The 26422-nt window shown below is 51.9% G+C and carries 30 protein-coding genes; 18 read left to right on the forward strand and 12 right to left on the reverse strand.

Annotation, left to right across the window (positions count from 1 at the left end):
- Positions 1 to 12: 12 nt before the first annotated feature.
- The gene (gene ada, locus U868_RS0109985) at positions 13 to 1095 is read left to right on the forward strand and encodes a bifunctional DNA-binding transcriptional regulator/O6-methylguanine-DNA methyltransferase Ada (RefSeq protein ID WP_025153166.1); all 1083 of its coding nucleotides are present in this window, start codon (positions 13 to 15) and stop codon (positions 1093 to 1095) included.
- A gap of 14 nt (positions 1096 to 1109) precedes the next feature.
- The gene (locus U868_RS0109990; RefSeq protein WP_025153167.1) at positions 1110 to 2138 is read left to right on the forward strand and encodes a hypothetical protein; all 1029 of its coding nucleotides are present in this window, start codon (positions 1110 to 1112) and stop codon (positions 2136 to 2138) included.
- Positions 2139 to 2191: 53 nt separating this feature from the next.
- Here the strand turns inward: U868_RS0109990 and U868_RS0109995 are convergent, their stop codons facing one another.
- The 3 genes from U868_RS0109995 to U868_RS0110010 all read right to left on the reverse strand — a co-directional run bounded on the left by U868_RS0109995 (position 2192) and on the right by U868_RS0110010 (position 6304).
- Positions 2192 to 3931 carry an ABC-F family ATP-binding cassette domain-containing protein gene (locus U868_RS0109995; protein ID WP_025153168.1) on the reverse strand — a complete coding sequence of 580 codons (1740 nt, stop codon included), beginning with the start codon at positions 3929 to 3931 and terminating at the stop codon, positions 2192 to 2194.
- 292 nt (positions 3932 to 4223) lie between these two features.
- Entirely contained in the window at positions 4224 to 5267 is a 1044-nt protein-coding gene (locus U868_RS26265; RefSeq protein WP_080694347.1) for a GNAT family N-acetyltransferase, read from the reverse strand.
- Between the two features lie 266 nt (positions 5268 to 5533).
- The gene (locus U868_RS0110010; protein WP_025153170.1) at positions 5534 to 6304 is read right to left on the reverse strand and encodes a class I SAM-dependent methyltransferase; all 771 of its coding nucleotides are present in this window, start codon (positions 6302 to 6304) and stop codon (positions 5534 to 5536) included.
- A 164-nt stretch (positions 6305 to 6468) separates the two neighbouring features.
- On the opposite strand from U868_RS0110010, the gene U868_RS0110015 reads away from it, so the two are divergent.
- On the forward strand, positions 6469 to 7731 hold the full coding sequence (locus tag U868_RS0110015; protein WP_025153171.1) for a hypothetical protein: 1263 nt from the start codon (positions 6469 to 6471) through the stop codon (positions 7729 to 7731).
- The gene (locus tag U868_RS0110020; protein WP_025153172.1) at positions 7731 to 9038 is read left to right on the forward strand and encodes a hypothetical protein; all 1308 of its coding nucleotides are present in this window, start codon (positions 7731 to 7733) and stop codon (positions 9036 to 9038) included. Before U868_RS0110015 ends, U868_RS0110020 begins: the two co-directional genes overlap by 1 nt.
- 42 nt (positions 9039 to 9080) lie before the next feature.
- Here U868_RS0110020 and U868_RS0110025 read toward each other — a convergent pair whose 3' ends face one another.
- Together U868_RS0110025 and U868_RS0110030 are read right to left on the reverse strand one after the other, a co-directional pair.
- Positions 9081 to 9707: a MerR family DNA-binding transcriptional regulator gene (locus U868_RS0110025; RefSeq protein WP_025153173.1), complete on the reverse strand. Its 627-nt coding sequence runs from the start codon at positions 9705 to 9707 to the stop codon at positions 9081 to 9083.
- Positions 9704 to 10411: a GNAT family N-acetyltransferase gene (locus tag U868_RS0110030; RefSeq protein ID WP_025153174.1), complete on the reverse strand. Its 708-nt coding sequence runs from the start codon at positions 10409 to 10411 to the stop codon at positions 9704 to 9706. The genes U868_RS0110025 and U868_RS0110030 overlap by 4 nt, the downstream gene beginning before the upstream one ends.
- Positions 10412 to 10852: 441 nt before the next feature.
- Between U868_RS0110030 and U868_RS0110035 the strand changes: the two genes are divergently transcribed.
- The 3 genes from U868_RS0110035 to U868_RS0110045 are packed head-to-tail and all read left to right on the forward strand — an operon-like array spanning position 10853 to position 13645.
- The gene (locus U868_RS0110035; RefSeq protein ID WP_025153175.1) at positions 10853 to 11917 is read left to right on the forward strand and encodes a FecCD family ABC transporter permease; all 1065 of its coding nucleotides are present in this window, start codon (positions 10853 to 10855) and stop codon (positions 11915 to 11917) included.
- Positions 11918 to 11919: 2 nt separating this feature from the next.
- Entirely contained in the window at positions 11920 to 12660 is a 741-nt protein-coding gene (locus U868_RS0110040) for an ABC transporter ATP-binding protein (protein WP_025153176.1), read from the forward strand.
- Between the two features lie 13 nt (positions 12661 to 12673).
- A complete protein-coding gene (locus U868_RS0110045; RefSeq protein WP_025153177.1) occupies positions 12674 to 13645 on the forward strand; it encodes an ABC transporter substrate-binding protein in 972 nt (323 codons plus the stop codon).
- A 47-nt stretch (positions 13646 to 13692) separates the two neighbouring features.
- Here the strand turns inward: U868_RS0110045 and U868_RS0110050 are convergent, their stop codons facing one another.
- The 4 genes from U868_RS0110050 to U868_RS0110065 all read right to left on the reverse strand — a co-directional run bounded on the left by U868_RS0110050 (position 13693) and on the right by U868_RS0110065 (position 16140).
- Entirely contained in the window at positions 13693 to 14004 is a 312-nt protein-coding gene (locus U868_RS0110050) for an AzlD domain-containing protein (protein WP_024473104.1), read from the reverse strand.
- Positions 14001 to 14708, reverse strand: a complete 708-nt coding sequence (locus U868_RS0110055; protein ID WP_025153178.1) for an AzlC family ABC transporter permease — start codon at positions 14706 to 14708, stop codon at positions 14001 to 14003. The genes U868_RS0110050 and U868_RS0110055 overlap by 4 nt, the downstream gene beginning before the upstream one ends.
- 85 nt (positions 14709 to 14793) lie before the next feature.
- The gene (locus tag U868_RS0110060; protein ID WP_025153179.1) at positions 14794 to 15630 is read right to left on the reverse strand and encodes an AraC family transcriptional regulator; all 837 of its coding nucleotides are present in this window, start codon (positions 15628 to 15630) and stop codon (positions 14794 to 14796) included.
- 105 nt (positions 15631 to 15735) lie between these two features.
- Complete coding sequence (locus tag U868_RS0110065) at positions 15736 to 16140, reverse strand: NUDIX hydrolase (protein ID WP_025153180.1); 405 nt, start codon at positions 16138 to 16140, stop codon at positions 15736 to 15738.
- Positions 16141 to 16244: 104 nt separating this feature from the next.
- Here U868_RS0110065 and U868_RS0110070 point away from each other — a divergent pair, with 104 nt between their 5' ends.
- Both U868_RS0110070 and U868_RS0110075 read left to right on the forward strand, forming a co-directional pair.
- Positions 16245 to 17087, forward strand: a complete 843-nt coding sequence (locus U868_RS0110070) for a PhzF family phenazine biosynthesis protein (protein ID WP_025153181.1) — start codon at positions 16245 to 16247, stop codon at positions 17085 to 17087.
- A gap of 28 nt (positions 17088 to 17115) precedes the next feature.
- Positions 17116 to 17973, forward strand: a complete 858-nt coding sequence (locus U868_RS0110075) for a PhzF family phenazine biosynthesis protein (protein ID WP_025153182.1) — start codon at positions 17116 to 17118, stop codon at positions 17971 to 17973.
- A 20-nt stretch (positions 17974 to 17993) separates the two neighbouring features.
- Here the strand turns inward: U868_RS0110075 and U868_RS0110080 are convergent, their stop codons facing one another.
- The gene (locus U868_RS0110080) at positions 17994 to 18608 is read right to left on the reverse strand and encodes a TetR/AcrR family transcriptional regulator (RefSeq protein WP_025153183.1); all 615 of its coding nucleotides are present in this window, start codon (positions 18606 to 18608) and stop codon (positions 17994 to 17996) included.
- A gap of 93 nt (positions 18609 to 18701) precedes the next feature.
- Between U868_RS0110080 and U868_RS23555 the strand changes: the two genes are divergently transcribed.
- Positions 18702 to 19388: a DJ-1/PfpI family protein gene (locus U868_RS23555; protein ID WP_240182704.1), complete on the forward strand. Its 687-nt coding sequence runs from the start codon at positions 18702 to 18704 to the stop codon at positions 19386 to 19388.
- Positions 19389 to 19695: 307 nt separating this feature from the next.
- Here U868_RS23555 and U868_RS0110090 read toward each other — a convergent pair whose 3' ends face one another.
- Positions 19696 to 20598 (reverse strand): LysR substrate-binding domain-containing protein, encoded by a 903-nt coding sequence (locus U868_RS0110090; protein ID WP_025153184.1) that lies wholly within the window; start codon positions 20596 to 20598, stop codon positions 19696 to 19698.
- A gap of 115 nt (positions 20599 to 20713) precedes the next feature.
- On the opposite strand from U868_RS0110090, the gene U868_RS0110095 reads away from it, so the two are divergent.
- From U868_RS0110095 to U868_RS0110105, 3 genes are all read left to right on the forward strand, one after another.
- Complete coding sequence (locus U868_RS0110095; RefSeq protein ID WP_025153185.1) at positions 20714 to 21901, forward strand: MFS transporter; 1188 nt, start codon at positions 20714 to 20716, stop codon at positions 21899 to 21901.
- 121 nt (positions 21902 to 22022) lie between these two features.
- Positions 22023 to 22997 (forward strand): prolyl aminopeptidase, encoded by a 975-nt coding sequence (gene pip / locus U868_RS0110100; RefSeq protein ID WP_025153186.1) that lies wholly within the window; start codon positions 22023 to 22025, stop codon positions 22995 to 22997.
- The gene (locus tag U868_RS0110105; protein ID WP_025153187.1) at positions 22994 to 23629 is read left to right on the forward strand and encodes a LysE family translocator; all 636 of its coding nucleotides are present in this window, start codon (positions 22994 to 22996) and stop codon (positions 23627 to 23629) included. The genes pip and U868_RS0110105 overlap by 4 nt, the downstream gene beginning before the upstream one ends.
- Here U868_RS0110105 and U868_RS0110110 read toward each other — a convergent pair.
- A complete protein-coding gene (locus tag U868_RS0110110; protein WP_025153188.1) occupies positions 23626 to 24423 on the reverse strand; it encodes a helix-turn-helix transcriptional regulator in 798 nt (265 codons plus the stop codon). The genes U868_RS0110105 and U868_RS0110110 overlap by 4 nt on opposite strands.
- Positions 24424 to 24527: 104 nt before the next feature.
- On the opposite strand from U868_RS0110110, the gene U868_RS25940 reads away from it, so the two are divergent.
- From U868_RS25940 to U868_RS25955, 5 genes are all read left to right on the forward strand, one after another.
- On the forward strand, positions 24528 to 24764 hold the full coding sequence (locus U868_RS25940) for a LysR family transcriptional regulator (protein WP_025153189.1): 237 nt from the start codon (positions 24528 to 24530) through the stop codon (positions 24762 to 24764).
- A complete protein-coding gene (locus U868_RS25945) occupies positions 24764 to 25006 on the forward strand; it encodes a hypothetical protein (RefSeq protein ID WP_025153190.1) in 243 nt (80 codons plus the stop codon). Before U868_RS25940 ends, U868_RS25945 begins: the two co-directional genes overlap by 1 nt.
- Positions 25007 to 25016: 10 nt before the next feature.
- Positions 25017 to 25475, forward strand: coding sequence for a nucleoside deaminase (locus tag U868_RS0110120; protein ID WP_025153191.1), 459 nt, complete (start codon positions 25017 to 25019; stop codon positions 25473 to 25475).
- Positions 25476 to 25739: 264 nt separating this feature from the next.
- The gene (locus tag U868_RS25950; RefSeq protein WP_025153192.1) at positions 25740 to 26108 is read left to right on the forward strand and encodes an MFS transporter; all 369 of its coding nucleotides are present in this window, start codon (positions 25740 to 25742) and stop codon (positions 26106 to 26108) included.
- 60 nt (positions 26109 to 26168) lie between these two features.
- Entirely contained in the window at positions 26169 to 26369 is a 201-nt protein-coding gene (locus tag U868_RS25955; RefSeq protein WP_036411702.1) for a hypothetical protein, read from the forward strand.
- Positions 26370 to 26422: the final 53 nt, after the last annotated feature.

Raw genomic sequence — 26422 nt, forward strand, 5'->3', positions numbered from 1 at the left:
CGGAGAAACAGGATGACAAAACAGACGATACTCTCAGACGATGCGTGCTGGGCAGCATTGGTCGCCCGGGATAAAACCGCCGATACGCTGTTTGTGTATGCGGTAAAAACCACACAGACATGGGGATTTCCGTCTACCGTTGTGCGGCTGCCGAAACGGGAAAATACCGAATTTTTTGCCACGCCGGAAGCGGCTGAGGCTCACGGCTACCGCGCCGGAAAGCGCCGTCAGCGCAGCGGTGAGGCCATGACACAGCGCCATGCGGAACAGGTGGTGCAGGCCTGCCGTGAGCTGGAAACGCGGATCGATAACGGCGAGCCGCTGCCGTCACTGGCAGAGCTGGCCACACTGTGCGGCGTGAGTCAGTTTCATTTTCACCGTATTTTCCGGTCACATACCGGGCTGACACCAGCGGCGTGGGCAAAAGCCTATCGCGGGGATAAACTGCGGGAACAACTGACAAAACAGACGACAATCACCGGCGCAATCGCTGAATCCGGCTTCAGTTCCGGCAGCCGGTTTTATGAATCGTCGGATACACTGCTCGGTATGACCCCGAAAAGCTGGCGGGCAGGCGGCAAAGGGGCGCGGATTTTCTTTGCTCTGGCGATATGTACGCTGGGGGATATCCTGGTGGCGCAGAGTGAAAAAGGCATTTGTGCCATTCTGCTGGGGGATGATGCGGAAGCGCTGTTGCGGGATTTGCAGGATCAGTTTCCCAATGCGGAACTGGTCGGCGGCGACGCGCAATTTGAACAGGTGGTCTCACGGGTTATCGGGTTTGTGGAAGCACCGTCTTCCGGGCTTGATTTGCCGCTGGATATCCGGGGAACTGCATTTCAGCGCCGGGTCTGGCAGGCATTGCAGTCCATCCCGGCGGGTACCACCGTCAGTTACCGGGAGATCGCAGAGCGGATCGGCTCACCAAAAGCGGTCAGAGCGGTGGCCGGTGCCTGTGCGGCAAACTGCCTGGCGGTCGCTATCCCGTGCCACAGGGTGGTGAGAACCGGCGGGGAACTGGCAGGTTACCGCTGGGGGATCGAACGGAAAAAACGTCTGTTGCAGCGCGAGGCATTGCAGCAGGAAATTGGTTAAAAAAAGGAATACGGATGCGTTTTCGCACAGATGTTTTTCGCACAACAATATTAGGGAGCAGTTTATTCTTTGCCACTCTGCCGGTGATGGCAGCCGCCGCACCGGCAACGGCGGAGGTTATTATGGATAATGACGCAACAATTCCCGCGACAGCGACCGGCCCGTTGTTTGACTGTGACAGAGAACTGATAAAGCTGATTGCAGGCAGCAATCACGGGCTTGTCCGCGCGGAAAAGGTCACTGCCGACAGGCTGGGGATTTATGTTGAAAACCGGGAGATCAATGAACTGGCGGTTCAGCTCTCTGATACACGGCAAAAGCCTTCGCCGGAGTCACCGGGTGCCGGGCAGCTGGGCTGGGTGAATTACAATATCAAAGACAATACCCTGACGGCGACAGGGGCGGATGTGGAGCATCCCGTCCCGCTGACGTTCAGCGCGGCACAGGGTGAGCGGCTGCAATCCTGTCTGAAAAAAGAGAAAACGTGTCAGCAGATCCTCAGTACGCTCCGGTTAGAACCCTTTATTGCCATGTCGCCGGAGTGGCGGGTCACCGGCAAAGGGCGGGCTTATTTTTATGCAGCACCGGTGGAACAATGCCGCAATGATAATGCCTTTGTGGTGCCGGGGGATGTGCTTCAGGTGGTCGGATTGCGGGCTGCGGAACCGGTGAAAGGGGAAAAAGAGGGCTGGCTGCTGGTGGCTTACGGTAATGAGCAGGGCTGGATTAATGTTAACCGGCTGGCATCACAGGACGCGCTGTGCGATGCGGCAACTGAAAACGCGGATAAACAGTATCAGGCGGGCCTGAAAAACAGTAAACCGTCCTCATACAAATACAGTGTGACACAAAATCGCCTGCGTTTTTATGATGCTCCGGATAAGGGCTGTATTACTGATGCTGCGGATTTTGTGGTGAAAGATGATGTGGTTTGGGTGGATCGCCCTCAGCCATATCAGGGATTTGTTCATGGCCGTTATATTCATCCGGTCACCGGCAAGGTTACAGAAGGGTGGCTGGACGCGGGCGGGCTGAAAAAATAAATCAAAAAAGGCCGTTACAAAAAACGTAACGGCCTGCGTTTATTATGGCTGTGTTACAGCCCCAGTTCATCCCGCAGTTGCGTAATCTGTTCGCGCCACTGCTGTTGCAGAGCCGGTTTCTGGTGTGCGGGTTTGCGCTGCAAATCCGCCGCCAGTTTTTCCTCCAGCGTAATCAGTGCCGCCAGCAAATCCTCTTCGTCACTGGCCGGAACGGATTGCTCCGGCGCCGCCGGTAACACGCTGTTGCCGGTGCCGGAATCCGCATTCAGGGCACGGATAGCATCATAGACCTGATCCAGATCGTGATATTCCGTCAGCCGGTTACCGTCGATATACCAGAAGCGGTTACAGCTTTTTTCGATCAGTTCCCGGTCGTGACTGACCAGAATCAGACCGCCCTCAAACCGGCTGATTTTCTCTGCCAGCGCCTGTTTTCCGTCCATATCCAGGTGGTTGGTCGGCTCATCCAGCATCAGCAGGGAATAGTTGGCCAGGCTCAGTCCGACAAACAACAACCGCGCCCGTTCTCCGCCGCTCAGCGCAGACACCGTCTGCTGATGGCGCAGATACGGGAAACCGGCGCTGATCAGTGCCATTTTCCGCTGCTCATCAATCAGTGATGCGAATGGCTTCAGTGCATCCATCAGTGAGTCATTATCATTAAGTTGCGCCAGTTTCTGGTCGTAATACCCCAAATGCACACGGGGATGCAGCACCAGCGGGCTGTCCGGCAGTGTCGCTTCCGGTTTCTGAGACTGCGACCAGATCATCCGCAGCAGTGAAGATTTTCCGGTACCGTTTGCGCCCATCACCGCAATGCGGTCACCGGATTTCACCGATACATTGTCTGTCACATACAGCGGCGGACAATTGTCGGCCGGGATCACGGACAGCTGGTTAAAGGCGCACAGCCGGTCTGCACGCAAAGCATCCCCGGTCAGCTTCAGCTGCCACTGACTGCCGATCGCCAGCTCAACCTGGTCATCCTGCAACCGGTCTATCTGTTTTTCCATCTGTTTGGCTTTGCGGGAAAGGGCTTCGTTATCATACACTTTCCCCCATATCGCCAGCCGTTTGGCACTTACCGCAATACGGTCGATCTCTTTCTGCTGCGCATTGTGGCGGTGCTCATCACTTTCATCCTGTTGCGCCAGTGCTTCCCGTGCCAGTGTACAGGGCAGGCGGAACACCGAAACGTTACCGTCCCGCAGCACCCAGGTGCAGTTGGTGACGTGATCCAGCAGGGCGTTATCGTGAGACACCAGGATAAAGCTGCCGCGCCAGTTTTTCAGGAACTGTTCCAGCCACAAAATGGTCGGCAGATCCAGATGGTTGCTTGGTTCATCCAGCAATAATAAATCCGGCTGGCTGATCAGCGCCCGCGCCAGTAACAGCCGGGTATGCTGACCGCCGCTCAGGGCGGTGACCGGCAACTGCCATTGTTCCGGGTCAAACCCCATCTCTGTCAGCAGCATTTCTGCCCGCCACATTTCCGACAGATGCTGTTCCGCCGGTAATTTATCCAGCACGGTATCCGCCAGTGACAGGGTATTCAGGGATTCCGGCAGATGCTGTTCGATATACGCCATAATGACGCGGTTCGCCGGGGTAATGGTACCTTCATCCGGTGTCAGCTGGCCGGATAACAGCTTCATCAGGGTACTTTTTCCGCAGCCGTTATGCCCGATCAGGCCGATCTTTTCTCCCTGATTCAGGGCGACAGAAATATCGGTTAACAGTGGTGTGTGACCGGGATGGAATGACAGATTACGGGTTGATAATAATGTGCTCATAGCTTACTCAAATTTCAGGCATAACAATGCCATGGGTCATAAAACGCGATAACCCTGTAAGCTGAGGAAGGATATTAAATTCAGTAAAGCTTCACTCAGGCAGGATTAACGCATAGCGTTAACAGAAAAGCCTGAGTTTTGACGATTACCAAAGAAATGTGAAAATTCAATCACATAACTTAACACCATTATTAGCCTCCTTATTTATTTTTTGAGTTGATGGATGAGGGCATCATACCATTGCCCGTGAATAACAGACAACGGCGGAGATTAAACCGCCTTAAGGTTTGTTTTACGGTAATGCGGCAAACAGCCGGGCATAGATCTGCTGTACCGTGTCATGCTTTTTCCGGTTGTAATCCATGGTGTTACTGACACCGTCTTTTGCTGTCATTTTACTTTGTACGTAAGCCGCGAGATCGTCCGGATAGCTTATCAGCCAGTCGCGGAACAGAATATGGCGCAGATGCTCGGGGCAGCGCGGGGCAAACACATGCAGATTGACCTGAGGCTGATCCAGTTTCAGCATCCGGTGCTGATACCATGAAGGCTCACGAACAGTATGTTTATAGCCGAGGGCGATCAGCGCAGGAAGCCAGGCGGCTTCATCGGCCGGGTCGGCGACAATCAAATCGATATCAATCAACGGTTTGGCCGCCAGCCCGGGAACCGCAGTCGAGCCGATATGTTCGACATGCAGAGCTTTATCACCCAGCGCATCCAGAATGCGCTGTTTTTCCTGTGCATAAACGGCGGGCCAGGCGGGATCATATTCACTGACTGTAATTTCCGCCGTGCAGGGCTTTCCTGCAACCCACGGGTTTTCATCCGGGTCACTCTCCGCAAAGGTCATCACATCCTGCCGCTCCTGATCCGACAGCAGCAGTGGCGGGCGGAACATATCACAATGCGGAATACCGTCTTCATCATAAACATCAGAACAGACGGTAAAGCCGCATTTTTCATAGAACGCGGTCAGATGCGCCTGTGCACTGATGTTAATTTGCCGTGTACCGAAATGCCGGTATACCGCCTGAACGGCGGCTGCCATCAGCGGGTAGCCCAGTTTCTGCCTGCGGAATTGCGGATTGACCACCACCCGGCCGATAGCTGCCGGTGCGGTGCTGTTTTCCGGGGGCAGAATACGGCAGCAGGCCATAATTTCACCGTCCTGTTCCGCCCAAACGTGCAGTGCGGTGAGATCGGCACCGTCAGGATCGAGATAACAGCAGGTCTGTTCAACCACAAATACCGCGCTGCGCAGCGCCAGCAGGCGGTAGAGTGTCTGCGGGGAGAGGTCGTGCAGGGCGGCAGTCTGCCAGTTAATCGGTATCATGTGTCTGTCCGTCGGTAGTAAAGGAATTATGCACCGTGCATAAAAATCAATATGTGCATCAGTAATATCATGATTACGGATACCATTCAGCCGGATAATGGTTTTCAGCCCGAAATAATGCGATAACAATTGCTCTGTTCAAAGGTGTAATCTGTCCGGCGGATCGCCACTGTATGGCCGTGCAGATCGTGCAGATGCAGAAAGCAGTCTGCCGTGATTCACTCAGCCCGCAGGGTGCAATTCAGGCCGCGCATGAATGACCCGGTTCAGATACCATTTCCCGCGAACCCCGGCTTGCGGGCGCTGAGTAATAAAAACGGCGCATAACGGTTAAATATGTCTGTTTCGGGACGAACGTCCAGCCACGTCTGCGGAATTTTCGGCTCCTGTAAGGCGCGGAGTTCAAAACCCGCATCCAGCAGTGCAGTGACATAGCTTTGCACTGTCCGGTGATATTTCACCACATCGTCCACAAACCAGTGTGTCAGACGGCGGGATTCATCCTGATAATTATCCACCGGCATACAGACGAACCGGCCATGTTCATCTTTTTGATATGAGGAAGAAAAAGCAGTACACATCGGATGCTCCACAGAGAAAACAAAATACCCGCCGGGCTGCAACCTTGTATATATGTCGTTTGCCAGTGCGGTGAAGTCAGCAATGTAATGAATGGCCAGAGAAGAAACAATAATATCAAAATTTTTCAGCACAGCGGGTAAACAGGTCATTGAACCGTGCAGGTAGCGGATATGCGGATCATTTGTCAGTTTCTGCGCTTCTGTAAACATTTTTTCCGACAGCTCTATGCCGGTAACGGATGCCGCGCCGCCTTGCCGGGCATAACGGGCAAAATCGCCGAAGCCACTGCCAAGGTCAAGCACCTGTTTATGCTTCAGACAGGGAAGTAATGCGCGCAGCGCAGGTATTTCCAGAATACCGTTCAGACCGGTATCGTTCTGACGCAGACGACGGTAGTTTTCAAAGAAAACAGGATCATCATAAACATTATTTTTTGCATTACGGGATTCAGACATCGTTTCTCCTTAGCGGTTTCACCCCGACACTAACCTGAAACACTGAGAAATACCTTAAAAACGATGCTGTTCTGATGAAGCGGGACCGGTAAGGTTCCCTGATATACGTGAAAAAGATAAACTCAGGTTAATTTTTTAGTTATTACCGGGTGTATTGTCTGTTTATGAAAAAAGTCTGTTTTTTTGATCTGCCTTTTATCCGGCAGGATAACAACGCGAAACCGGAGCATAATTACCGCCGGATACTGGCGGGTGATAAGGTGTTTTATACCTTTGTCTCTCAGTTCAGTGACAAAACGGTGCTGAAAAAACTCCGCGACGGTGACCGGGTCTTTATCGGTGCCCGTCCGCTGGCTGACGGCAGTTACTGGCTGCACTGGCTGGTATCGCCGGAACGCGGTAATCTGGAACCGGTAACCGGAACCGGTAATGTGCGTAACCTGAAAAAACTGGCGCTTGCCCTGGTGATGGTTATTTTTTCTTCCTGGCTGTTTTTCACGCAACTGACGAATGTGATTGCCGGTCTGGTGCTGATGCTTGTCTTCGGCGGCGGATTGTGGATGCTGGCATCGTCAGTTCAGGCATTGCTGGTGGCGAACAGCAGAACCATGAAGCATCTTCTGAACGGGCTGGCACAGGTGAAAGCGGGGAATACCGCTATCTGTTCTCAGGCTGAATATCTGCTGCCCGGCACAGAGGAAGGCATGCGGCACCGGCGGCAGGGGGATGAAGGACGTTTCAACGAGCTGGATTCTGTGCAGCCGGAAGACTACCGTTATGCGGAAAAACTGACACTGACCGGTGTGCAGGGACCTGTTACCGGCCTCCGCTCTGTCCGTGATTTTACCGGCAGCGGCAAATCCCGGCGTGATTATATTGAGTATTATTTTTTGTGTAACGGCATCCCGTTTACACTGCGTAATTACTACAGCTCAATGACAGAGGACATCAATCCGCTGTTTTTCCGCAGCCATCCGTTTTTCATTGCCGGGGAGGACTCTGTAAACCTGATCGTCAATCAGCAGAAAGGCGTGATTACCGGTCTCTACAATGAGCGTGATCACAGTGCTTACCTGAAGCCGGATGGCATGGCGGTATCCTCACAGCAAGTGAAAATGATGTATAAGGTGTTCACCGGCATTTTTCTGGTGATGATGCTGATTGTGATGATTTTTATATGCCATGATTTGTGGAGTATAAAAGGCACGCCGGATAAATGGGACTGGCTGCACGCGGCAAAATCACTGGGTGGTATGGCACTGATGTTTCTTATGGTGATCAGCGGCATACTGCTGCTGACGGAAGTGGTGACGCTGCTTGTGCGGAAAAAATCAGCAGGCGCAGCCCGTTTTGTCTTTGTCAGGCAAATGCTGATACAACTCAGGCTCCGGAACGGTAAAAATATTGTTGTACAGGAAATTAACTGATGTTTGCCGACGGATGCACCCGGATTACACTGCTGACTGTTATATTCATAACGTCACTGATGCTGACGTTTTCAGATACGTTTTTTTCCGCGCCGGACAGAAAACGCGCCCGCAGTTATCAGCCGCAAACAGAAACCGTAAAATTATCCTCACTGGTCATCAGTTCTTTTCAGAACGGCGTGATGATAACCGGTGTCAGAGATGCCATGCGGGTTGATTTGGAGAGCTGCGACCGGGAAACCCGCACGTGCCGCCACAGTAAAAATGTTGGTTTTGACCCGGTAAAGGACACGGATATACCACTGCTGAACCTGAAAATATCTCCGGATAAAAAAGTGATCAGCGATTATCTGGAAAAACAGACCTATGAACTGAGACGCAGTGAAGTCTACGGCAGCAGGCCACTGGTGCCGGTAACCTACATAATGACAGAGCAGGACGGGGATTTACGGGTCAGCGCCATGTTTATGGGGCGGGCAGAAAGCCGGGCCTGTGATGAGCAGGGTCAGTGCCTGATCCTGTTTCAGGATTACGGCTCGTATAAAAAGTATGTTTTCTATTCCGGGGACGGTGGTCAGAACTGGCGGTGGTTGTCGCAGTGGCAGATGCCGGAAGTCGCGGGTGATGCAAAGATTATTGCCGTTACTGCGCCGGGCAGCGGACTTATGGTTCAGAATAATACACTGTATCAGACACGTGATTACGGACAAAACTGGCGTTTGTTATTTAGTATGGATCACCGTAAAAAAAGAACCACTGATCGTTACGGCCACCGGTATGTCAGCCTGAAGAATATTGACTGGCACTACAACGGCAACGGATTGGTCGCGGCATGGATGCAGGATGAAAAAAATGATCCGGAAAATGTTGCTCTGGTCTGCTTTAATACCCGGACACTGAAAACGGAGTCTGATCTGCTTATCCCGGGGGAGATAGGTGCACTGAACAGCACAACCGGCGGTGAATTTTATTTCACACTGACAGAAAAAGCGCGCAGGCGTCAGAGTGTGAATCATCTGAACTGTAACGGGGATTATTCACCGGTACTGGAAACCGGCGGCAGTTATATTTCCGGTTTGTATGCCGGCAGTGATTTACTGATGGCCGTTTTATATTCAGAAACCCGGATATCTGATGACGGCGGGCTCAACTGGGATACAGGAGCGGTACTGACGGAAGACTACGGGGAAACCGTACTGTTTGATAAATGGCATAACCGACTTTTTTATTTCTCCGGCAATGGCTACAGCAATCGTCCGAAAGGAAACCGTGACGGTCTGGAATATGAAACCTCACCGGTGAAGTAAAACTATCCGCCGCTGTTTTTTATGACAGCGGCAGATCTGCTATCAGACGGTATTTTCCGCCGGGGATTCATTCATACTGTGGCGCAGTAAAAACATCACCACCAGAATCATAATGCCGGTTGCCAGCCCGGCGACATTCACGGAATACCAGCCCGCATAATAGAAGGCGAACCCGGCCAGCAGGCTGCCGAGTGCCCCGAAACTGAAGATAAGAAAATCGGTCGCGCCCTGGATCTTTGCCCGTTCATTGCCGGTATAAGTGTGCGGCAACAGATGCGTGGTGCTGATCAGAATAAAGTTCCAGGCCAGCCCCAGCGAGGTCATGGCAATGAGAAAATGCGCGTAACTGCTGCCGGTCAGACTGATGACATTACTGATTAACAGGAAAATCACCCCCAGCCAGACAACGCATTTTACCCCGACCCGGCTGATTAACTGCCCGGTAAAGAAAGAGGGCGCAAACATACCCAAAATGTGACACTGAAACACAAAGGCGATTGCCGGGAATTCAAATCCCTGCGCTTTCATTGCCAGCGGGAACGCACCGACCATATACACCACCAGCGCATACCCGGCAGGCGTGATCAGGCCTTTGCTTTCATAATAGCGGATAGTGGCGGTTGTCAGGCCGGTCAGCTCTGCGACACGGCCGATATCAATCATTTTCATACTGTATCACGCAGAGATGCTAGGGCGCGGATCTGTTTGCCGTCCGGTGTGAAATTATCCGCTGACAGCCACTGTTCCAGGGCGCGGTTAACTACCGGCCATTCACGGTCAGTAATAGAAAACCATTCGGTGTCACGGGTGCGGCCTTTGACCACCCGCGCCTGACGGAAACAGCCTTCATACTGAAAACCCAGGCGCAGTGCCGCATTGCGGGACGGTGCATTGAGGCTGTCACATTTCCATTCATAGCGGCGGTAGCCGAGGGTATCAAATACATATTTCATCAGCAGCCAGTGGGCTTCCGTTGACATCACAGTGCCGCTGAGCAGCGGGGAAAAATGCACGTGACCGACTTCGGTGACGCCGTTTTTCTCATCGGTCCGCATCAGGGAAAACAGACCAACGGCTTTGCCGGTGTGTTTATCCGTAATCGTGAAAAACAGCGGATCCGGCGATTGCGCATTTTTTTCGGTACGGGCGCGGTATTCATTCAGATCAGCCGGGGGCTCATCCGGCAGCCACGTCCAGTAACGCCCGTCAGGGGCGAGTGAAAATGCCCGGTACAGGTCATCCGCATGGGCCGGGCTCAGCGGATCGATCCGGCAGTGACGACCTTCCGCGCTGATACGGGCAGGGTAAGGGCGGGCAGTCCAGTCCGGAACGATATCACCGACAGTTTGTCCGAATGCATTTATCTGACTCATTTGTTTTCTCTCCGCGCTGTTTTGCTTTTCTGTACTGTAATATGCGGAACGGGATGAGAAAAGAGCCGGTTTTTTTAAATTTCAGAGAACCACTTCAGCTGCACGCGGACAGATGAATACCGTTTATGTATTTTAAGTTATCCGGCAGAATAATGTTGATGCGGCAAAGTCGTGCTGTTCAGATAAATAAAACACCGGGAATATTCCGGCGTTTTATTCTGTGCTAATCAGATACAGATCATTAAATATGGATATTTGCTGATTATTTTCCGGAATATACTCTGGGGGAGTACATAACCACACCGTGTTCTCCGTTATAATCAGAAAAATAGTGAAAACAGAGGCTGACAGGCAAATTATGGCGGTATTTCGTTATCATAATGTGATATTTCCGTCAATCTGTTAACAGTCTCTGTTCTGATGAAATACAGGTTAACAGTGATGAGTGAAGCAGTAAGAGAAACAGCCCTGCGGCGTAAAAAGAAACTGAATGGCCGGCATTTTTCACAATTTTTTATCTGCCTGTCTGTGTTGCTTGCCGCCATGTTTTTTTCGCTGTTTTACGGCAGCGTCAATATGGAATTTCATCAGAAGCTGGATACGGTAATCAAAATTATTACCGGGGGCATCAACGGGGATGACCTCCTGCCGTATGAAACCATCATTTATAATATTCGTCTGCCCCGGATTATCCTGGTGGCGATTACCGGCGCATCCCTGTCACTGGTGGGGATCCTGATGCAGACGATAACCCGCAATGAACTGGCCGACCCGTATATTCTCGGGGTGTCCTCCGGGGCCAGCGCAGGGGCGGTATCCGCCATTGTGCTCGGGTTATTTGCGTTTATGTCACCGTATAATGTCTATATCGGTGCATTTGCCGGCGGGCTGATTTCCACTGCCATTATTGTCTTATTTAATTTCAAAAAGAGTAATATGACCAATCTGGTGCTGATTGGTATCGGTATTTCCAGCCTGTTTTCTGCCATCACCACCGCGATTATTTATCTGTCCAAGAATGAAAGTCAGGTTAAAAGCGCGATGTTCTGGATGCTGGGCAGTTTCTCCGGTATTAAATGGTCTTATATTCCGCTGCCGCTGGTGGCATTAATTACAGTATTAATTTTTTGTCTGTTATTCAGTAATGTGCTTGATACGTTATTGTTAGGTGCGGATGCGTCTGCACAATTAGGTGTGAATGTCGGTGCCATTAAGCTGGCGGTGATTATTTTGTCATCATTTGTGGTGTCTATTATTGTGGCCAACGTTGGTGTGATTGCGTTTATCGGTCTTATTATTCCGCATATTGTCCGTAATACCATTTCCGTGAAACATTTTAAGTTATCGCTCTATTCCTGTCTGGTCGGTGGTGCATTCCTGGTGATTATTGATACGATTTCCCGCAGCTGGTTTAAACCGGAGGAGATTCCGGTCGGTATTCTGACCTCACTGATAGGCGCACCGCTGTTTGTTTATATCATTATTAAAGCGAACAGGAGCCGGTAACAATGAGTACTGTTGATATTACTGACCTGAATTATAACGGAATACTGAAAGACATTAATTTATCATTTTCCGGCAAAAGAGTGATCGGTATTGTCGGGCCTAACGGCTCCGGTAAAACAACCTTATTACGGCATATTTACCGGGATATCAAAACACGGGGTACCGTTTTCGTTGATAATACGGATGTGGCTCAGTTTTCCGTCAAATCACTCGCCCGCAATATCTCGGTACTGACGCAGTTTAATGACCAGGTGGAAGGCAAACTGACCATTGAGGAAATCGTGGTGATGGGGCGGATGCCGTATAAAAAACATTACGTGGATTACAGCGACCGGGATTTTGTGATTGCAGATAATTACATGGCGTTGTTTGGTTTACAAAAAATGAAAAATAAAGAGTATCACGCACTGTCCGGCGGTGAAAAACAACGGGTGATGCTGGCGAAATGTTTTTCCCAGGAAACCGACATTATGATCCTGGATGAGCCGACCAACCACCTGGATATCCGCTATAAAGTGGAAGTCATGAAAGCGCTGGCGGCATCAGAATCCACGGTGATTATGACCATTCACGATATTAATTTATCCGCGAAATACTGTCAGCATCTGATCCTGATGCATGACGGGCAAATTTATGCGCAGGGTACACCGGCGGAAGTATTAACCCGGGAGTGTCTGTTTGATGTATTTGGTGTGGAATTTACGGTATTGCCGGTCGAAGACCGTGTCGCTATATTTTTATAATCCGGATGAGGGAATGATGAAAAAATTATTATTGAGTACTCTGGTTATCTCCGCATTATTTTCCGTGACAGCTGCTGCGGAAAATAAAACAGAACAGGCTTATGTCCCGGTTGAATTCAGTGCAAAGCTGGATGGCAACGAATATCACTTTAAACCGGAAACATCCCCGCAGCGTATTGTTTCTCTCAGTCAGATCACCACCGAAATGCTGCTGGCGCTGGATTTGGGGGACCGTATGGTCGGTACCGCTTTTCTGGAAGAGCCGATTTATCCGCCGGTTAAAGCGGCGTATGACAAAATTCCTGTGCTGGCAGAAAAATGGCCGTCTTACGAAGTCTTTATGTCCGTCAAACCCGATTTCGCCACCGGCTGGGCAAACTCATTCTCGAAACTGGCACTGGAAGCCAATAAAATTGTGCCGGAAGGGGTTGCCGTTTATGTGCCGGAATCCATGACATCACCGAAAGCCGATGTGAATACCTATTTTAACGACATGCTGAAATTTGGTGAGATCTTCGGTGTGCAGGAGACGGCTGAAAAATACGTGGCGGCAGAAAAAGAAAAACTGAATACCGTTATCAGCCAGATTCAGGCGTATCCGGAAAAAACCGCCTTTATTTTTGATTCTCAGGACGGCAAACCCTATACCTTCTTTGATGGTTATACCACGGAGATGCTGAAACTGATTTCCGTTAAGAATATTTTTGCCGGTAAAAATACCGGAAAAACCTGGGCAGTCGGCAACTGGGAAGATGTGATTATGTCTGATCCGGAAGTGATCATTATTCCTGTTTATAAAGGCTTCCGTAATGATGATGATTATGACCAGAAAGTCGCGTTTATTGAAGCCATGCCGGAAATGCAGGGTGTAAAAGCGGTGAAAAACAAAAATTATATTAAAGTCAATCTGTCTGAACTGGTGCCGGGACCACGTTCAATTGATATTTTGCCGGTACTGGCAAAAGAAATTCACGAAAAACCGTAATGTTTACTGAGTTCCGCACCGGGTTTCCGGTGCGGACAGTTAAATAATCAGAACAGATAAATCAGGGTGTAGAAAAATACCAGCGTCAGGACCACAGTCAGCAGGGTATTTTTAATCAGCCGTGCGGCGATAATACAGAACAGCGTACCCCATAAATACGGATTATCACTGATATCACGGAACTGCTGTTCCTCTAATAATACAATCGGCGCACAAATAGCCACCAGCAGACAGGGTGCGGAATAGGTCAGCGCCTGCTGAATAAAGACCGGCAGCCGCAGTGGTAACCCCGGGATCAGAAAAATAAAGCGCAGTGAAAACAGCATCAGTGTCAGTGCGAGTATTAATCCCCAGCTCATTTTACATCCCCCCATTTACGTCCCAGAAGAACCGCCAGCAGCATAGCACTGACCCCGGCAATCACCGCGCTGCCCTGTACACCGGCACGGGTCAGCATAATCGTGACCACAAAGGAGAACAGAGCCCCGGCGAGTGCACTTTTTGATTTGATCAGCGGCACCACAATCGCCAGCAGTGTTGCCACCACCGAAAAGTCGAGCCGGAGCTGGCTCAGGTCGCTGATGCTGTGGGCCAGCACAATACCGAGAATACTGACCAGCACCCAGACCAGATAAAAACTCAGTCCGGCACCGAACAGATAAGCAAAACTCAGGCGCTGCCGCCCGGCGACACTGACAGCAAACAGTTCATCTGTCAGCAGGAAGCCGATACCGGCCCGTTGCAGCGGGGAAAAAGGGCGCACATGCGGGCGCAGTGTCAGCCCGTACAGCAGGTGTTGTGAGGTGATAAAAAAGACTGACACGATAATAGTGATCACCCCGGCGCCGCTGTTAAGCAGGCCGAGTGTCACCAGCTGGGCGGCACCGGCAAAGACCATGGCGGACATCGCGACACTTTGTGCAAAGGTCAGGCCGCTGTCCACTGCCATCGAGCCGGCAAGGATTGCCCACGGCACCACGGCCAGGTTGAGCGGGGTCATATGCAGTGCGCCGGTGAGGAAATCTTTCAGCGGCGAAGCGGGTAAATCTGTGGTTGTTGTCATTGTTATCATCCGTACAGCGTAAAACAGTCCGGATACTCTGCCATGACACGGCAGCAGGAATATTGTACAAAATTGTTCAGTGATATCAGCGGCGCTGCATAAACTTGCCCGGTGAGACCCCCATTGCCCGTTTAAAATGGCGGGTAAAGTGGCTTTGATCGGTAAACCCGCACTGTAAAGAGACATCCGCCGGGCGGCCGCCGTTTTGCAACAACTGACGTGCTTTGCGCAGACGCGCCTGAATCAGCCAGGCGTGGGGCGGCATGCCGTAACGCAGACGGAACTGGCGCAGAAAATACCACGGGCTGAGATTCGCCATTGCGGCCAGTTCATCCAGGGAGTAATCAGTTTCCGGATGGCTGTTCATCATCTCTGCGATATGCTGCAGGCGCTGACCGGCCGGGGTGATCTCCGCCGGGTGAAAGCCTTTTTTATTGTGACGGGTGATAAGCCAGGCCAGTGTTGAGAGTAACAGTGAGCCTTTCAGCAGCCGGTTATCCGGCTTCATCAACACATCAAACAGCAGGCGTAACTGCGCGGCCAGGCCGGGGTCATGCACCACTGCGTGAGAAAACCAGGGCACAAAGCCCTGATCGGCCGATTTGAGATCCTGCATCAGCGTGTTCAGCATCTCAGGTGTCGGATAAATCGCGCGGTAGGCCCAGCCGGTTTCCAGTGCGGAGGAGCCGGTATGGATTTCATCGGAGTTCACCAGAATGATATCGCCGGTCGGGGCATAATGATTACTGCCGGTACGGAAAAACTGCTGAACACCTTCGTCAATCACACCAATACAAAAACCTTCGTGCGTATGGCGGCTGAATTTTTGCTGATAATAACGCGCAGAGATCATCCCCAGACCATAAAAATCGTCCAGATGAAAATAGTCCGCCTGTTCGCGGGCGTGTTCGTCACTCTGCATGCGGTGTCCTGCTCTGTCTTTCCGGTAACCGGTTATTATCGCGCTGCGTTATATTCTGTCTTGTACAAAATTGCTCAGCCGCACGATCTCAGTCTGTCAGTCTCATCAGCCGATCAGTTTCCGCGCCGCCAGGTCTTTCACAATCAGTGCGGCGACCAGAGAACAGCGGGGCAGATCACGGCTGTCCAGCCAGTCCAGCTCAGCAATTTCCGCAGCCGGTTGCAGTACGCCGGTAAATTCCGCCTGATAATAGCGGATACGCACCTGTGTGCCGTCCTGTTTACCGTCCGCCTGACCGGTGAATTCCCCGTAAAACGTGATGGTGTCCGGTGTCAGTGTCACCGTCAGTTCTTCGTCAATTTCGCGGCACAGTGCCTGTTCGTCAGTTTCACCGGCTTCACGTTTGCCGCCCGGAGCGTAGAACAGGGTTTTGTTATGGGAGCGGACCATGGCCACTTTGCCGTCTTTCAGCGTGATCAGTGCCAGTTTATCGATCATTTTTGCCGACATTATCGTTCCTTTATCACAATGATGGTTAATGATTTCATCATAATCGTTTTCTGTGATAAAAATCATCAGCTCTGCTCTGTTACCACATAAAAAGGATAATAACGTTGAATACCCGCACTTATCAGTTTTACCAGGTTGATGTTTTTTCTGATGTACCGCTGCTCGGCAATGCGCTGGCGGTGGTCGTTGATGCAGATGATATGACGGATGAGGAAATGCACCGTTTTGCCCGCTGGACAAATCTCAGCGAAACCACATTTTTGCTCAAACCGCAGGATCCGCAGGCCGATTACCGTGTCCGGATTTTCACCCCGGACGGTGAACTGCCGTTTGCCGGACATCCGACGCTGGGCAGTTGTTATGTCTGGCGCGAAACACAGCAGTTTAATGATAAGCGCGATATCATTCAGGAGTGCGGGGTCGGTATGGTGACTATCCGTCAGCAGGATAACCGGCTGGCATTTGCTGCCCCGGCACTGTTACGCGGCGGGGATACTGATCCGCAGCAGGTGGCGTATATAGTGAAAGCACTGGGTCTGCATGATGAAGATGTGGTGCGCTCCGCATGGGTGGATAACGGGCCGGGATGGATTGGCCTGCAACTGACTTCTGTTGCAAAGGTGCTGGCGGCGAAACCGGATTATTCCCTGCTGGACGGGTATGATATCGGCCTGTGTGCACTGTATGACGACCAGAGCGGACCGGTTCAGCTGGAGGTGCGTGCTCTGTGCTGTTCTCTGGGGGAAGAAGATCCGGTAACCGGCAGCCTGAATGCATCGCTTGCTCAGTGGCTGACCGGCGAAGGTATTTTGCCGGAATGCTATGTGGCCGGACAGGGACAGGTTATCAGCCGTGACGGCAAAATCTTTGTCACTAAGGAAGCAGGTCAGGTATGGGTTGCCGGGGATGTAACCTGTGTGATCACCGGACAGGTAACGCTGCGCTGACTGAAAACAAACCAAAAGGATAATTACCGTGAGCAACAAAACCCATTCCTTTTACCAGGTTGATGTTTTTTCTGATGTGCCGCTGCTCGGCAATGCGCTGGCGGTAGTGGTTGATGCGGATGATCTGACCGATGAAGAGATGCATCGTTTTGCCCGCTGGACAAACCTCAGCGAAACCACATTTTTGCTCAAACCGCAGGATCCGCAGGCCGATTACCGTGTCCGGATTTTCACCCCGGACGGTGAGCTGCCGTTTGCCGGGCACCCGACGCTGGGCAGTTGCCATGTCTGGAAGCAGCATACCGGTTTCAGTGAGACGCGGGATATCATTCAGGAATGCGCCGCCGGGCTTATTACGCTGCGTCAGTCTGAACAGGGAACTGCTTTTGCCGCACCGCCGATGATTAACGGGCGGGATCTGACAGAAGACGAGTGCAATACGGTTGCGTCGGCATACGGCATCCCCCGCAGTGCTGTTTTACAGGCAAAATATATTGATAACGGCCCGGCATGGACCGGGGTTGAGGTGGATTCCGTTGCCCGCCTGCTGGCAATTACGCCGGATTATGCGGTACTCAGCCAGTCAGGGAATAACGCTCTGTATAAAATCGGCGTGTGTGCCCGGTATCCGGCAGGCAGTGAAGCTGCACTTGCGGTAAGGGCATTTATTAACCGCAGGGGTGCGGAAGACCCGGTAACCGGCAGCCTGAATGCAGCGCTGGCACAATGGCTTATCAGCAACGGCACATTGCCGCCGCACTATCTGGCGCGGCAGGGAGAAAGTGTGAAACGTGACGGCCGGCTGAGTGTCCGGCAGGATGCAGACGGGATCTGGGTCGGCGGTGCGGTGACAGACTGTATCCGGGGGCAGGTTTCACTGCGCTGAAAAATATTTACCGGCGGATATTATGCCGCCGGTGATGTCAGTGCAGACTGCAATACCAGCTGACCGGCACGAACCATTTCTGCCAGTTGCTCCGCACTTTCACCGGCCCGTGCGCGCAGGGAAATACTGTGCAGAAACGCGGTCAGTGTTTTCGCCAGCAGCGGGGCGGAATCCGGATCGCGCAGCGCGGCTTTCTCTTCATTCAGACAATCCAGCACCATCATCTCCTGTGCCGCAATGACTTCCTGCAGGCGTTTGCGGATAGCAGGGTCGTACACTTCCGCAGCGGCTGTCGATAACACCATGCATCCGGCAGGGCCGTGCTCTCCGGTATACAGGGTGACAGTTGCCTGTAACCAGCGGGTCAGGCGGGCGGCCAGCGGCTCACCGGGCGTCCGCAGTGCCAGTGCGTCGGTGTAATGTGCCTGTGCTATTTCACCAAACCTGTTCATTGCCAGCTGATAAAGCCGTTCTTTATTACCGAAAGCGGCGTACAGGCTGGGTTTTCTCATGTCCGTTTCTGCGGCCAGTTCATCGAGGGACGTTGCGGTATACCCTTTGTGCCAGAACTGCGCCATGATTTTATCCAGTGCGGCGGCACTGTCATAATTCCGGGGTCTGCCTTTTTGTGCCATTTGATTACCGATCAGTATAAAAACAATTTACATCATTGTACCTCATGCATTAATTTACCGTTTAGTAAATAAATGTTGGCACGGAGTATTTTGATGTCTGATCATGATTATGCAGTTGAAACGATTTACGGGCTGAGCACGCCTTCCATTCAGGCGCTGATCGCTGCCGGACGTGCATCACAGCCCGCATTGCTGAAAGTCGGAATTTTTGTTTGTCCGGGCTATATGCCGATGGATATCAATGGCGCACAGTCTGTTTTTACGATTGCCGGGGCGGAAATCTATTTTATCTGGAAACGCCGGGAACTGGTGGAAGGCTATATCGGCTGGCCGACCATGCCGACAATGACCTTTGATGAGTGTCCGGATGATCTGGATGTGCTGGTGACCGGCATGGTGCCGCCGGAAGTGATTGAAGATCCGGCGGTGATCCGCTTTTTCGCGCGGGCGGGGCAAAAAGCAAAATATGTGATTGGCACCTGTTACGGTTCGCTGATGCTGGGCACCGCCGGATTACTGAAAGGCAGAAGGGCAACCAGTAACAGCAATGTGGTGCCGATGCTGCCTGATGTCGGGGCTGTTGCCGTCGGCGGCAGTGATGTGGTGATCGACGATACTATCTACACCTCGGGTCCGGCCACCGGTTCGTTTGATGCTTCATTACTGGTGCTGAAAGCTCTGCGGGTGAAAAGCTGGCTGCGCTGGTTGAATTGGCGATTGAATACGATCCGCGCCCGCCGTTCCGTACCGGCTCCCCGCAACTTGCAGGGCCGGAAATGACTGCCGTTTCACAAAGCATGACCGCGCCGCTGAACCGGCAATATCACGAAGCGGCGAAGCGCGGCTATGCCTGTTATCAGCAGATGATTCAGGGCTGACACGCCGGATAATACGCTGTCAAATCCCGTCCGGCAGTCCGTAAGTGCAGCGCGGGTCCTGCAAGTACCCGCCGGAGATAACGTGCTATCATGCTGTTATTCTTCCTCATATTTTTACATGGCAGGTTCATTTTAAGACTAAATGCGCTGAAAAATATTGCCGGGAAGATACGGTGATGTGCTGTCAGTGGCTTAAGGTAGTGTTCAGATTAACCGGTACGTTTAAAACACTGACTGTGTTGCAGAACAAAATCGATAAAACAGCGCAGCCGGGGAGAAAGTGCCTGACTGCGGTAATACACGGCATGAATCGGCAATTTATTTTCATAAGTATATGACGTCAGAACCTGACGAAATTCCCCGTTTTCGCGCATTTCGTGTGTCACAAAATCAGAGATACAGGCAATCCCCGCGCCGGAACGTGCCAGGGTGCAGATAATTTCCCCGCTGCCCGCAGCCAGTGACGGGGTGATTTTCAGTCCCTTTTTGTTGCCGTCATACAGCGGCCAGGTATTCAGGCTTTCCGGCGCGATAAATCCCAGCAGGGTGTGCTGTGCCAAATCTTCCGGCGTTTTCGGCTCGCCATGCTGCTGAAGATAACGCGGGCTGGCCAGAATCCGCTGGCAGGTGTAGCCCATCAGCGTGGCATGCAGGGAAGAATCCGCCAGCGGACCGAAGCGGAATGCAATATCGGTCTGTTTCTCCAGTAAATTGGTGATGCCTTCATAGTTAGTCAGTTCAAGGCGGATTTGCGGGTAACGTTCATGGAATTGTGTCACCAGCGGTGCTATCACATGGAGCTGAACAGGTGTTGAGGCATCAATACGCAGTGTGCCGGAGGGGATCTCTTTATGATTCATCAGCACATCTTCCGCTTCCTGCGCCAGTTGCATCACATCACGGGCTTTCTGCAGAAATAATGCACCTTCCTCACTCAGTTTGAGCCGCCGCGTGGTGCGGTACAACAAGGTACTGTTCATCTTTTCTTCAAGGCGCAGCAGGGCGCGACTGACAGCTGAAACCGTCAATCCGCTCTGCGCGGCGGCGGTGGTCACAGAGCCGCAGTCAACCACAGCGATAAAGGCCCGCATTTCTTCCAGAGTGATTTTCATTGTTGCATTTTATTCAATTGTTTTTTGCAGATTAGCGGCTGTTTCCGCAAAAATCAATGTGGCAGAATCGCCGTCCTGACAACACTGTGACGTTGTTTTTTATTCTGAGGACATTATGCGAACAAATACTGCTCTGTTATCCCTGTCTGTCGGTGCATTTGCTATCGGGGCAACGGAATTTTCCCCGATGGGTATGCTGCCGGAAATCGCCGGGTCACTGGCTGTTTCCATACCCGCCGCCGGGATGCTGGTTGTGGTGTATGCACTGGGCGTGATGCTGGGTGCACCGGTAATGACGTTACTGCTGATCCGGCGTTCGCCGAAAGCGGCACTGATTTTCCTGATGAGTATCTTTACGGCGGGTAATGTGCTGTCGGCACTGGCACCGGATTACAATACATTGTTGTTTGCCCGCTTTATCACCAGCCTGAATCACGGCGCGTTTTTCGGCATCGGTGCTATGGTGGCGACACGGGTGGTGGCCAAAGGCAAAGAAGCCGGGGCCATTGCGGGCATGTTTATGGGGCTGACGATTGCTAATATCGGCGGCGTTCCGGCGATCACCAAACTGTCCCAGATGCTGGGCTGGCGCGAATCCTTCTTTGTGGTCAGCCTTCTCGGCCTGCTGACAATGGCAGCATTGCTGCGATCACTGCCGCGTAATATGCAGGGACAGGCACTTAATTTGCGCCGTGAATTACAGGTGCTGACCCGTCCGGCGGTATTACTGGCAATGCTGTGTACTGTGCTGGGTGCCAGCGCCATGTTTACGTTTTATACCTATATTGCTCCCGCGCTGACCTTTATCTCTGCCGTTCCGGAAACGCAGATCAGCATTATGCTGGTTCTGGTCGGGCTGGGTTTCACACTGGGGAATTATCTGGGCGGAGTCTGGGCAAACCGTTCGGTTTCCCGCACATTGTACGGATTATTTGCACTGCTGGCGCTGACGATGGTCTTGTTCCCGTTTATGGTCCGTGACACTGTCACAGCCGGGGTCATGCTGGTTATCTGGGGAGCGGCCAGTTTTGGTATCGTTCCGCCGCTTCAGGTCAAAGTGATGCAGGTAGCTTCAGAAGCACAGGCGCTGGCCTCATCAGTTAATATCGGTGCCTTTAATCTCGGTAATGCAGTGGGCGCCGCGCTGGGAGCATCGGTGCTGGCAAACGGTGGTGATTATGCCGGAGTCAGTTATGCAGGTGCGGCAGTAGCTGCCGCCGGATTAGTGGTGCTGCGGATAACCTTACGCCGGACAAAACTGCAGAAATCAGGTTCAGATGCAGAGCAATGCACCACTGTATAAATAAGTCAGCAGATTAAAAAACCTTGGCAGTCCGTGATGTTAATCCACGGACTGCTTGTCTTTTGTGCGGGTTATTGATTAGAGTGGTGAATTCTGTTTACTGATAACCGGTGATTTTGCTATGACAACCTTTTCTGACACAACATTCCGTACTTTGTATCCGGCCATTGAGCCTTATGAGGCCGGTTTTCTCGATGTTGGTCATGGTCACCGGATCTATTACGAACGCACCGGCACACCCGGTGCGAAACCGGCGGTTTTTCTGCACGGCGGGCCCGGCGGCGGCATCAGCTCTGAATACCGGCGCTATTTTGATCCGGCCCGTTATGATGTGCTGCTGTTTGACCAGCGCGGTTGCGGGCGTTCAACACCCCATGCTGAAATTACCCATAACACTACGTGGGATCTGGTGGAGGACATTGAGCGGCTGAGAAATCATACCGGTGTCAGTAAATGGCTGGTATTCGGCGGCTCCTGGGGCTCGAGCCTCGCGCTGGCATACAGTGAAACACATCCGCAGCAGGTCAGTGAAATCATTCTGCGCGGTGTGTATACCGTGACACAGGCAGAACTGAACTGGTATTACCAATTTGGCGTTTCACAGATGTTCCCGGAAGAGTGGGAAGCTTTTTTGGCACCGGTTCCGGTGCAGGAACGGCACAATATGATTGCTGCCTACCATAAACTGCTGACCGGTGATGATGTTCAGGTTCAGCTGTCAGCAGCCAAAGCCTGGACGTTGTGGGAAGGGAAAACCACCACGCTGTTACCGGATGCAGAGCATCTGGATGAATTTACCGGTGACCATTTCGCCATCGCCTTTGCCCGGCTGGAGAACCACTATTTTTATCACCAGTGCTGGCTGGAGGAAGGACAGTTGCTGCGTGATATTCACCGGCTGCAGGGTATCCCGGGAATTATTGTTCACGGCCGTTATGATATGCCGTGTCCGGCAACCTTTGCGTGGCATCTGCATAAAGCCTGGCCGGGATCTGTGCTGCATCTGATTGAAGGTGCAGGGCACGCGATGTCTGAACCGGGGATCCGGGATCAGCTGCTGCGGGCCACAGACTATTTTGCCGGTCAGGAGCCATGACCGGCAATTTGCAGGGTATTTTGGGGCTGGTGATCACCAGCTCCGTGCTGATTGCCATTCCGGGGCCGAGTATTCTGTTTCTGGTCGGTCAGGCGTTATCTGCCGGGAAGAAAAATGCCCTGAAAGGCGTTGCCGGAAATGCCATCGGTATGTACAGCATTGCGGTATTACTTTCTTTCGGCATTGGCGCGGTACTGATGTCTTCTCCGCAGATCCTGATGATTATTCGTCTGATCGGAGCATTTGTCCTGTTGCTGATTGGCTGGCAGTATGTCCGGGCATCCCGTATCAGTATGGCGATAGATGTGCCGGCGAATAAAGGCCGTCAGTCATTTTTTGCCGGTATTATTGTCGGTGCCGCGAACCCGAAATCCGTGATTATGTTCGGTACAATTGTCCCCGGATTCACCGGCGAAATTCCGCCGGAGATGTCTGCGACCACCGTGTTACTGCTGATGTCGCTGATCCCGATAGTGCTGGGTATTGTTATCGATATTATCTGGGTTTATGCCGCACATGCCGTTAAATCCGCGTCATTTTTCCGGGGAAACAGTCTGCGCTGGTTTAATCTGTGCGGCGGTATCCTGATGATCCTTATGGCATTACTGCTGGCAGTGGCATCGGTGATTTAATCATCACCGGTAACCGGGGTGTACACCAGCAGCCGGTTGGCTTTATCAATATCAAATGTCAGGGACGCATATTCGTAGGTTTCCCGTCTGCCGTTAAATTCAATTTCACGGATACCGTTACAGGGCTGATAGATTTCGTGTTTATTCCACAAAGCGTCAAAAGCTGCAGACTCCTGACATAACGCTGTGATCATCCGCTGAATATTGGGGTCATGTTTTGTTCTGGCATAATCCCGGCGGAAACCGGCCAGCAGACGCTGAGCATCGGTTTCCCAGTCAATAAAGCGGGTTTGATAGCGGGGATCGGTAAACAGTAAATACAGAAAGTTACGCATCCCGGGCTGTGCTTCAGAGAAGTGCAGGTAACGATCCGCTTTTTCATTATACGCCAGCACATCCCAGTGCAGATTCAGCACATAGCAAAGATAATTATCCGGAAAATCATCCAGCATCCGGGTGATAACCGGCGGCACATGATGTTCCGTATCACCGGACGCTTCGGGTGCCCGCTGATGGGCCAGCAGATACAGGTGCTGGCGTTCTGCCTCATTCAGACGCAGTGTCCGCGCAAGATTGTCCAGAAAGCGGGTGGATACTCCGATTTCACGTCCCTGTTCCAGCCAGGTGTACCAGGTCAGACCCACACCGGCGAGTGCGGCGACTTCCTCACGGCGCAGACCCGGGGTTCGGCGGCGTGAAGTATGTGGCAGGCCCACACATTCCGGAGTCAGACTTTCGCGTTTTGTCCGTAAAAAATCAGCCAGTTCCGGCCGTGTGCGCGGATTTTCACTCATGTTCAGATGCCTTATGTTATGTTGCCTTTAGTGCCTGTTATTATTAGTAATAGTATAAACAGTTAAATTGTAACAGGATAACGGCATGTGATTATAGTCTCATATTGCAGATTTCACGTTCCGCCGCCGGAAAGCGCCTTCAGCGCCCGGAAAACCGTGCCAGTACCCGTCTTCTTCACCGGACCACACGGCGATTGCGTCTCACGGAAGAGGGTGAACGTTTTTTTCTGCACGCCAAACGGATATTATCCGGGGTGGATGATGCGGAAAATGCCTTATATGACGACTTTCCGGTACATTGCGGATTGCTGTCCCCGTGGTCTTTGGCCGCAATTATGTGATGCCGGTAGTACAACAGTATGCCGCACAATGGCCCGGTGTTGATATTGATGTCAGTTTTTCGGATGATGACTGTGATCTGGTTCAGGAAGGGATTGCTGTGGCAGTGTGTATCGGCGGTAATGATAACAGCCGCCTGGTGCGGAAAGTTCTGGCGCCGAAAGTCCGCGAATTTCTCAATATACCGGAAATACAATGGCAGGGGGAAAGCGGTATGGGAATCCCTCCCGTTAATCAATCATAAGGAATAACTGATGACAGATAGTGAATTTCTGGCACAGGCGATAGCACTGGCCCGCCGGAATGTCGAAAAAGGCGGGCGCCCGTTTGGTGCCGTTGTGGTCAGAAACGGGGAAATTGTCGGTGAAGGGGTTAATCAGATGTCTGAACTGCATGACCCGACCGCCCATGCGGAATTACTGGCTCTGCGCCATGCCGGTAACAACCTCCGGCAGACCCGGCTGGAAGATTGCGTGGTGTATGCCAGCGGACAACCATGCCCGATGTGCCTGGCGGCGATGCGAATGGCTGGCATAACCCGTGCGGTATATGCGTATTCCAATGCAGATGCGGAACCTTATGGTTTATCAACGGCATCCGTCGCACTGGCATTACGGGCCGATCCGCATGAGCAGCCGGGCTTCTCTTTTACACAACAAAAACCGGAAGGTGAGCCGTCACTGTATGATTTCTGGCGGCAAAAACAGAACTGATTTTCGTTGCCACAGAGGCTGCCGGGTTTCCGGCAGCCGGTATTCCTGATACCATAACCCGCCGGTACCTTCTGCCGGTTTTGTATTTTTTACCTTCTGTATTCTCCGCTCTGTTTTACATTCCTCTTATTTATCCTCTGAACATACTGCGTTCTGTCAGCAGTACATCTTCTGTCTGCCTGTCATTTCACCTGTTTTATCTTTTCCTGATGAGTGAATTCAATCCATAACCCGTTTATTTTCATTTCGTTATACAGGATTTTTATGATTTCACCTTATATATTGCCGGTACTGGCATTCCCGGTATTTTTTACCGGTATTACTGAATTTATGGTTTCACCGATGCTCACGCCGCAGGCGGTTGCATTTGATGTCATACCCGCACAAGCCTCATGGCTGACTGCGGTGTATGCCTTATCGTATGCACTCGCCGCGCCGGTGCCGGGACGGCTGTCAGATCGTATCGGCCGTTACCGGATGTTGCGTGCCGCATTATTACTGTTTGTGGCGGATGGTATCGCCTTGTCGCTGGCACCGTGTTTCAGTGTGGCTGCCGCGCTGATCCCGTCAGTTTTTGCACTGATTGCAGAACAATTTCCGCATGACAGACAGGCTTCTGCTATGGGGTGGTGATGACAGGTATGACCGCCGGTATAATTTCCGGCCCGGTAAATGTTACTCACCGGCATTATCGTGGCTGAACATGCAGGAACACGTAAAGGAGAGGCACTGGTATTGTCAGAAAGTCTGAATAATCTGAGTATTTTTATTTTATTGCCGGTGGCAGCGGCGCAGCAGGATAGTCAGATATTATTACCCGCAGTTATCGCGCTATTGTGTCGCGCAACAGTACTGACGGGGTACATTCTCAGCCCGATATATCGCAAAAAGTAATAATAACGAGAGAAATTATCTCTTCCGGAACTCATTGATACCGATCACGTTTA

Source organism: Morganella morganii H1r (assembly GCF_000633515.1).
Classification (GTDB): domain Bacteria; phylum Pseudomonadota; class Gammaproteobacteria; order Enterobacterales; family Enterobacteriaceae; genus Morganella; species Morganella morganii_B.

Coding starts and splice junctions, on each gene's coding strand:
- ada (WP_025153166.1), top strand. CDS start 13: ATGACAAAACAGACGATACTCTCAGACGATGCGTGCTGGGCAGCATTG.
- U868_RS0109990 (WP_025153167.1), top strand. CDS start 1,110: ATGCGTTTTCGCACAGATGTTTTTCGCACAACAATATTAGGGAGCAGT.
- U868_RS0109995 (WP_025153168.1), bottom strand. CDS start 3,931: ATGAGCACATTATTATCAACCCGTAATCTGTCATTCCATCCCGGTCAC.
- U868_RS26265 (WP_080694347.1), bottom strand. CDS start 5,267: ATGATACCGATTAACTGGCAGACTGCCGCCCTGCACGACCTCTCCCCG.
- U868_RS0110010 (WP_025153170.1), bottom strand. CDS start 6,304: ATGTCTGAATCCCGTAATGCAAAAAATAATGTTTATGATGATCCTGTT.
- U868_RS0110015 (WP_025153171.1), top strand. CDS start 6,469: ATGAAAAAAGTCTGTTTTTTTGATCTGCCTTTTATCCGGCAGGATAAC.
- U868_RS0110020 (WP_025153172.1), top strand. CDS start 7,731: ATGTTTGCCGACGGATGCACCCGGATTACACTGCTGACTGTTATATTC.
- U868_RS0110025 (WP_025153173.1), bottom strand. CDS start 9,707: ATGAAAATGATTGATATCGGCCGTGTCGCAGAGCTGACCGGCCTGACA.
- U868_RS0110030 (WP_025153174.1), bottom strand. CDS start 10,411: ATGAGTCAGATAAATGCATTCGGACAAACTGTCGGTGATATCGTTCCG.
- U868_RS0110035 (WP_025153175.1), top strand. CDS start 10,853: ATGAGTGAAGCAGTAAGAGAAACAGCCCTGCGGCGTAAAAAGAAACTG.
- U868_RS0110040 (WP_025153176.1), top strand. CDS start 11,920: ATGAGTACTGTTGATATTACTGACCTGAATTATAACGGAATACTGAAA.
- U868_RS0110045 (WP_025153177.1), top strand. CDS start 12,674: ATGATGAAAAAATTATTATTGAGTACTCTGGTTATCTCCGCATTATTT.
- U868_RS0110050 (WP_024473104.1), bottom strand. CDS start 14,004: ATGAGCTGGGGATTAATACTCGCACTGACACTGATGCTGTTTTCACTG.
- U868_RS0110055 (WP_025153178.1), bottom strand. CDS start 14,708: ATGACAACAACCACAGATTTACCCGCTTCGCCGCTGAAAGATTTCCTC.
- U868_RS0110060 (WP_025153179.1), bottom strand. CDS start 15,630: ATGCAGAGTGACGAACACGCCCGCGAACAGGCGGACTATTTTCATCTG.
- U868_RS0110065 (WP_025153180.1), bottom strand. CDS start 16,140: ATGTCGGCAAAAATGATCGATAAACTGGCACTGATCACGCTGAAAGAC.
- U868_RS0110080 (WP_025153183.1), bottom strand. CDS start 18,608: ATGGCACAAAAAGGCAGACCCCGGAATTATGACAGTGCCGCCGCACTG.
- U868_RS23555 (WP_240182704.1), top strand. CDS start 18,702: ATGTCTGATCATGATTATGCAGTTGAAACGATTTACGGGCTGAGCACG.
- U868_RS0110090 (WP_025153184.1), bottom strand. CDS start 20,598: ATGAAAATCACTCTGGAAGAAATGCGGGCCTTTATCGCTGTGGTTGAC.
- U868_RS0110095 (WP_025153185.1), top strand. CDS start 20,714: ATGCGAACAAATACTGCTCTGTTATCCCTGTCTGTCGGTGCATTTGCT.
- pip (WP_025153186.1), top strand. CDS start 22,023: ATGACAACCTTTTCTGACACAACATTCCGTACTTTGTATCCGGCCATT.
- U868_RS0110105 (WP_025153187.1), top strand. CDS start 22,994: ATGACCGGCAATTTGCAGGGTATTTTGGGGCTGGTGATCACCAGCTCC.
- U868_RS0110110 (WP_025153188.1), bottom strand. CDS start 24,423: ATGAGTGAAAATCCGCGCACACGGCCGGAACTGGCTGATTTTTTACGG.
- U868_RS25945 (WP_025153190.1), top strand. CDS start 24,764: ATGCCGGTAGTACAACAGTATGCCGCACAATGGCCCGGTGTTGATATT.
- U868_RS0110120 (WP_025153191.1), top strand. CDS start 25,017: ATGACAGATAGTGAATTTCTGGCACAGGCGATAGCACTGGCCCGCCGG.
- U868_RS25950 (WP_025153192.1), top strand. CDS start 25,740: ATGATTTCACCTTATATATTGCCGGTACTGGCATTCCCGGTATTTTTT.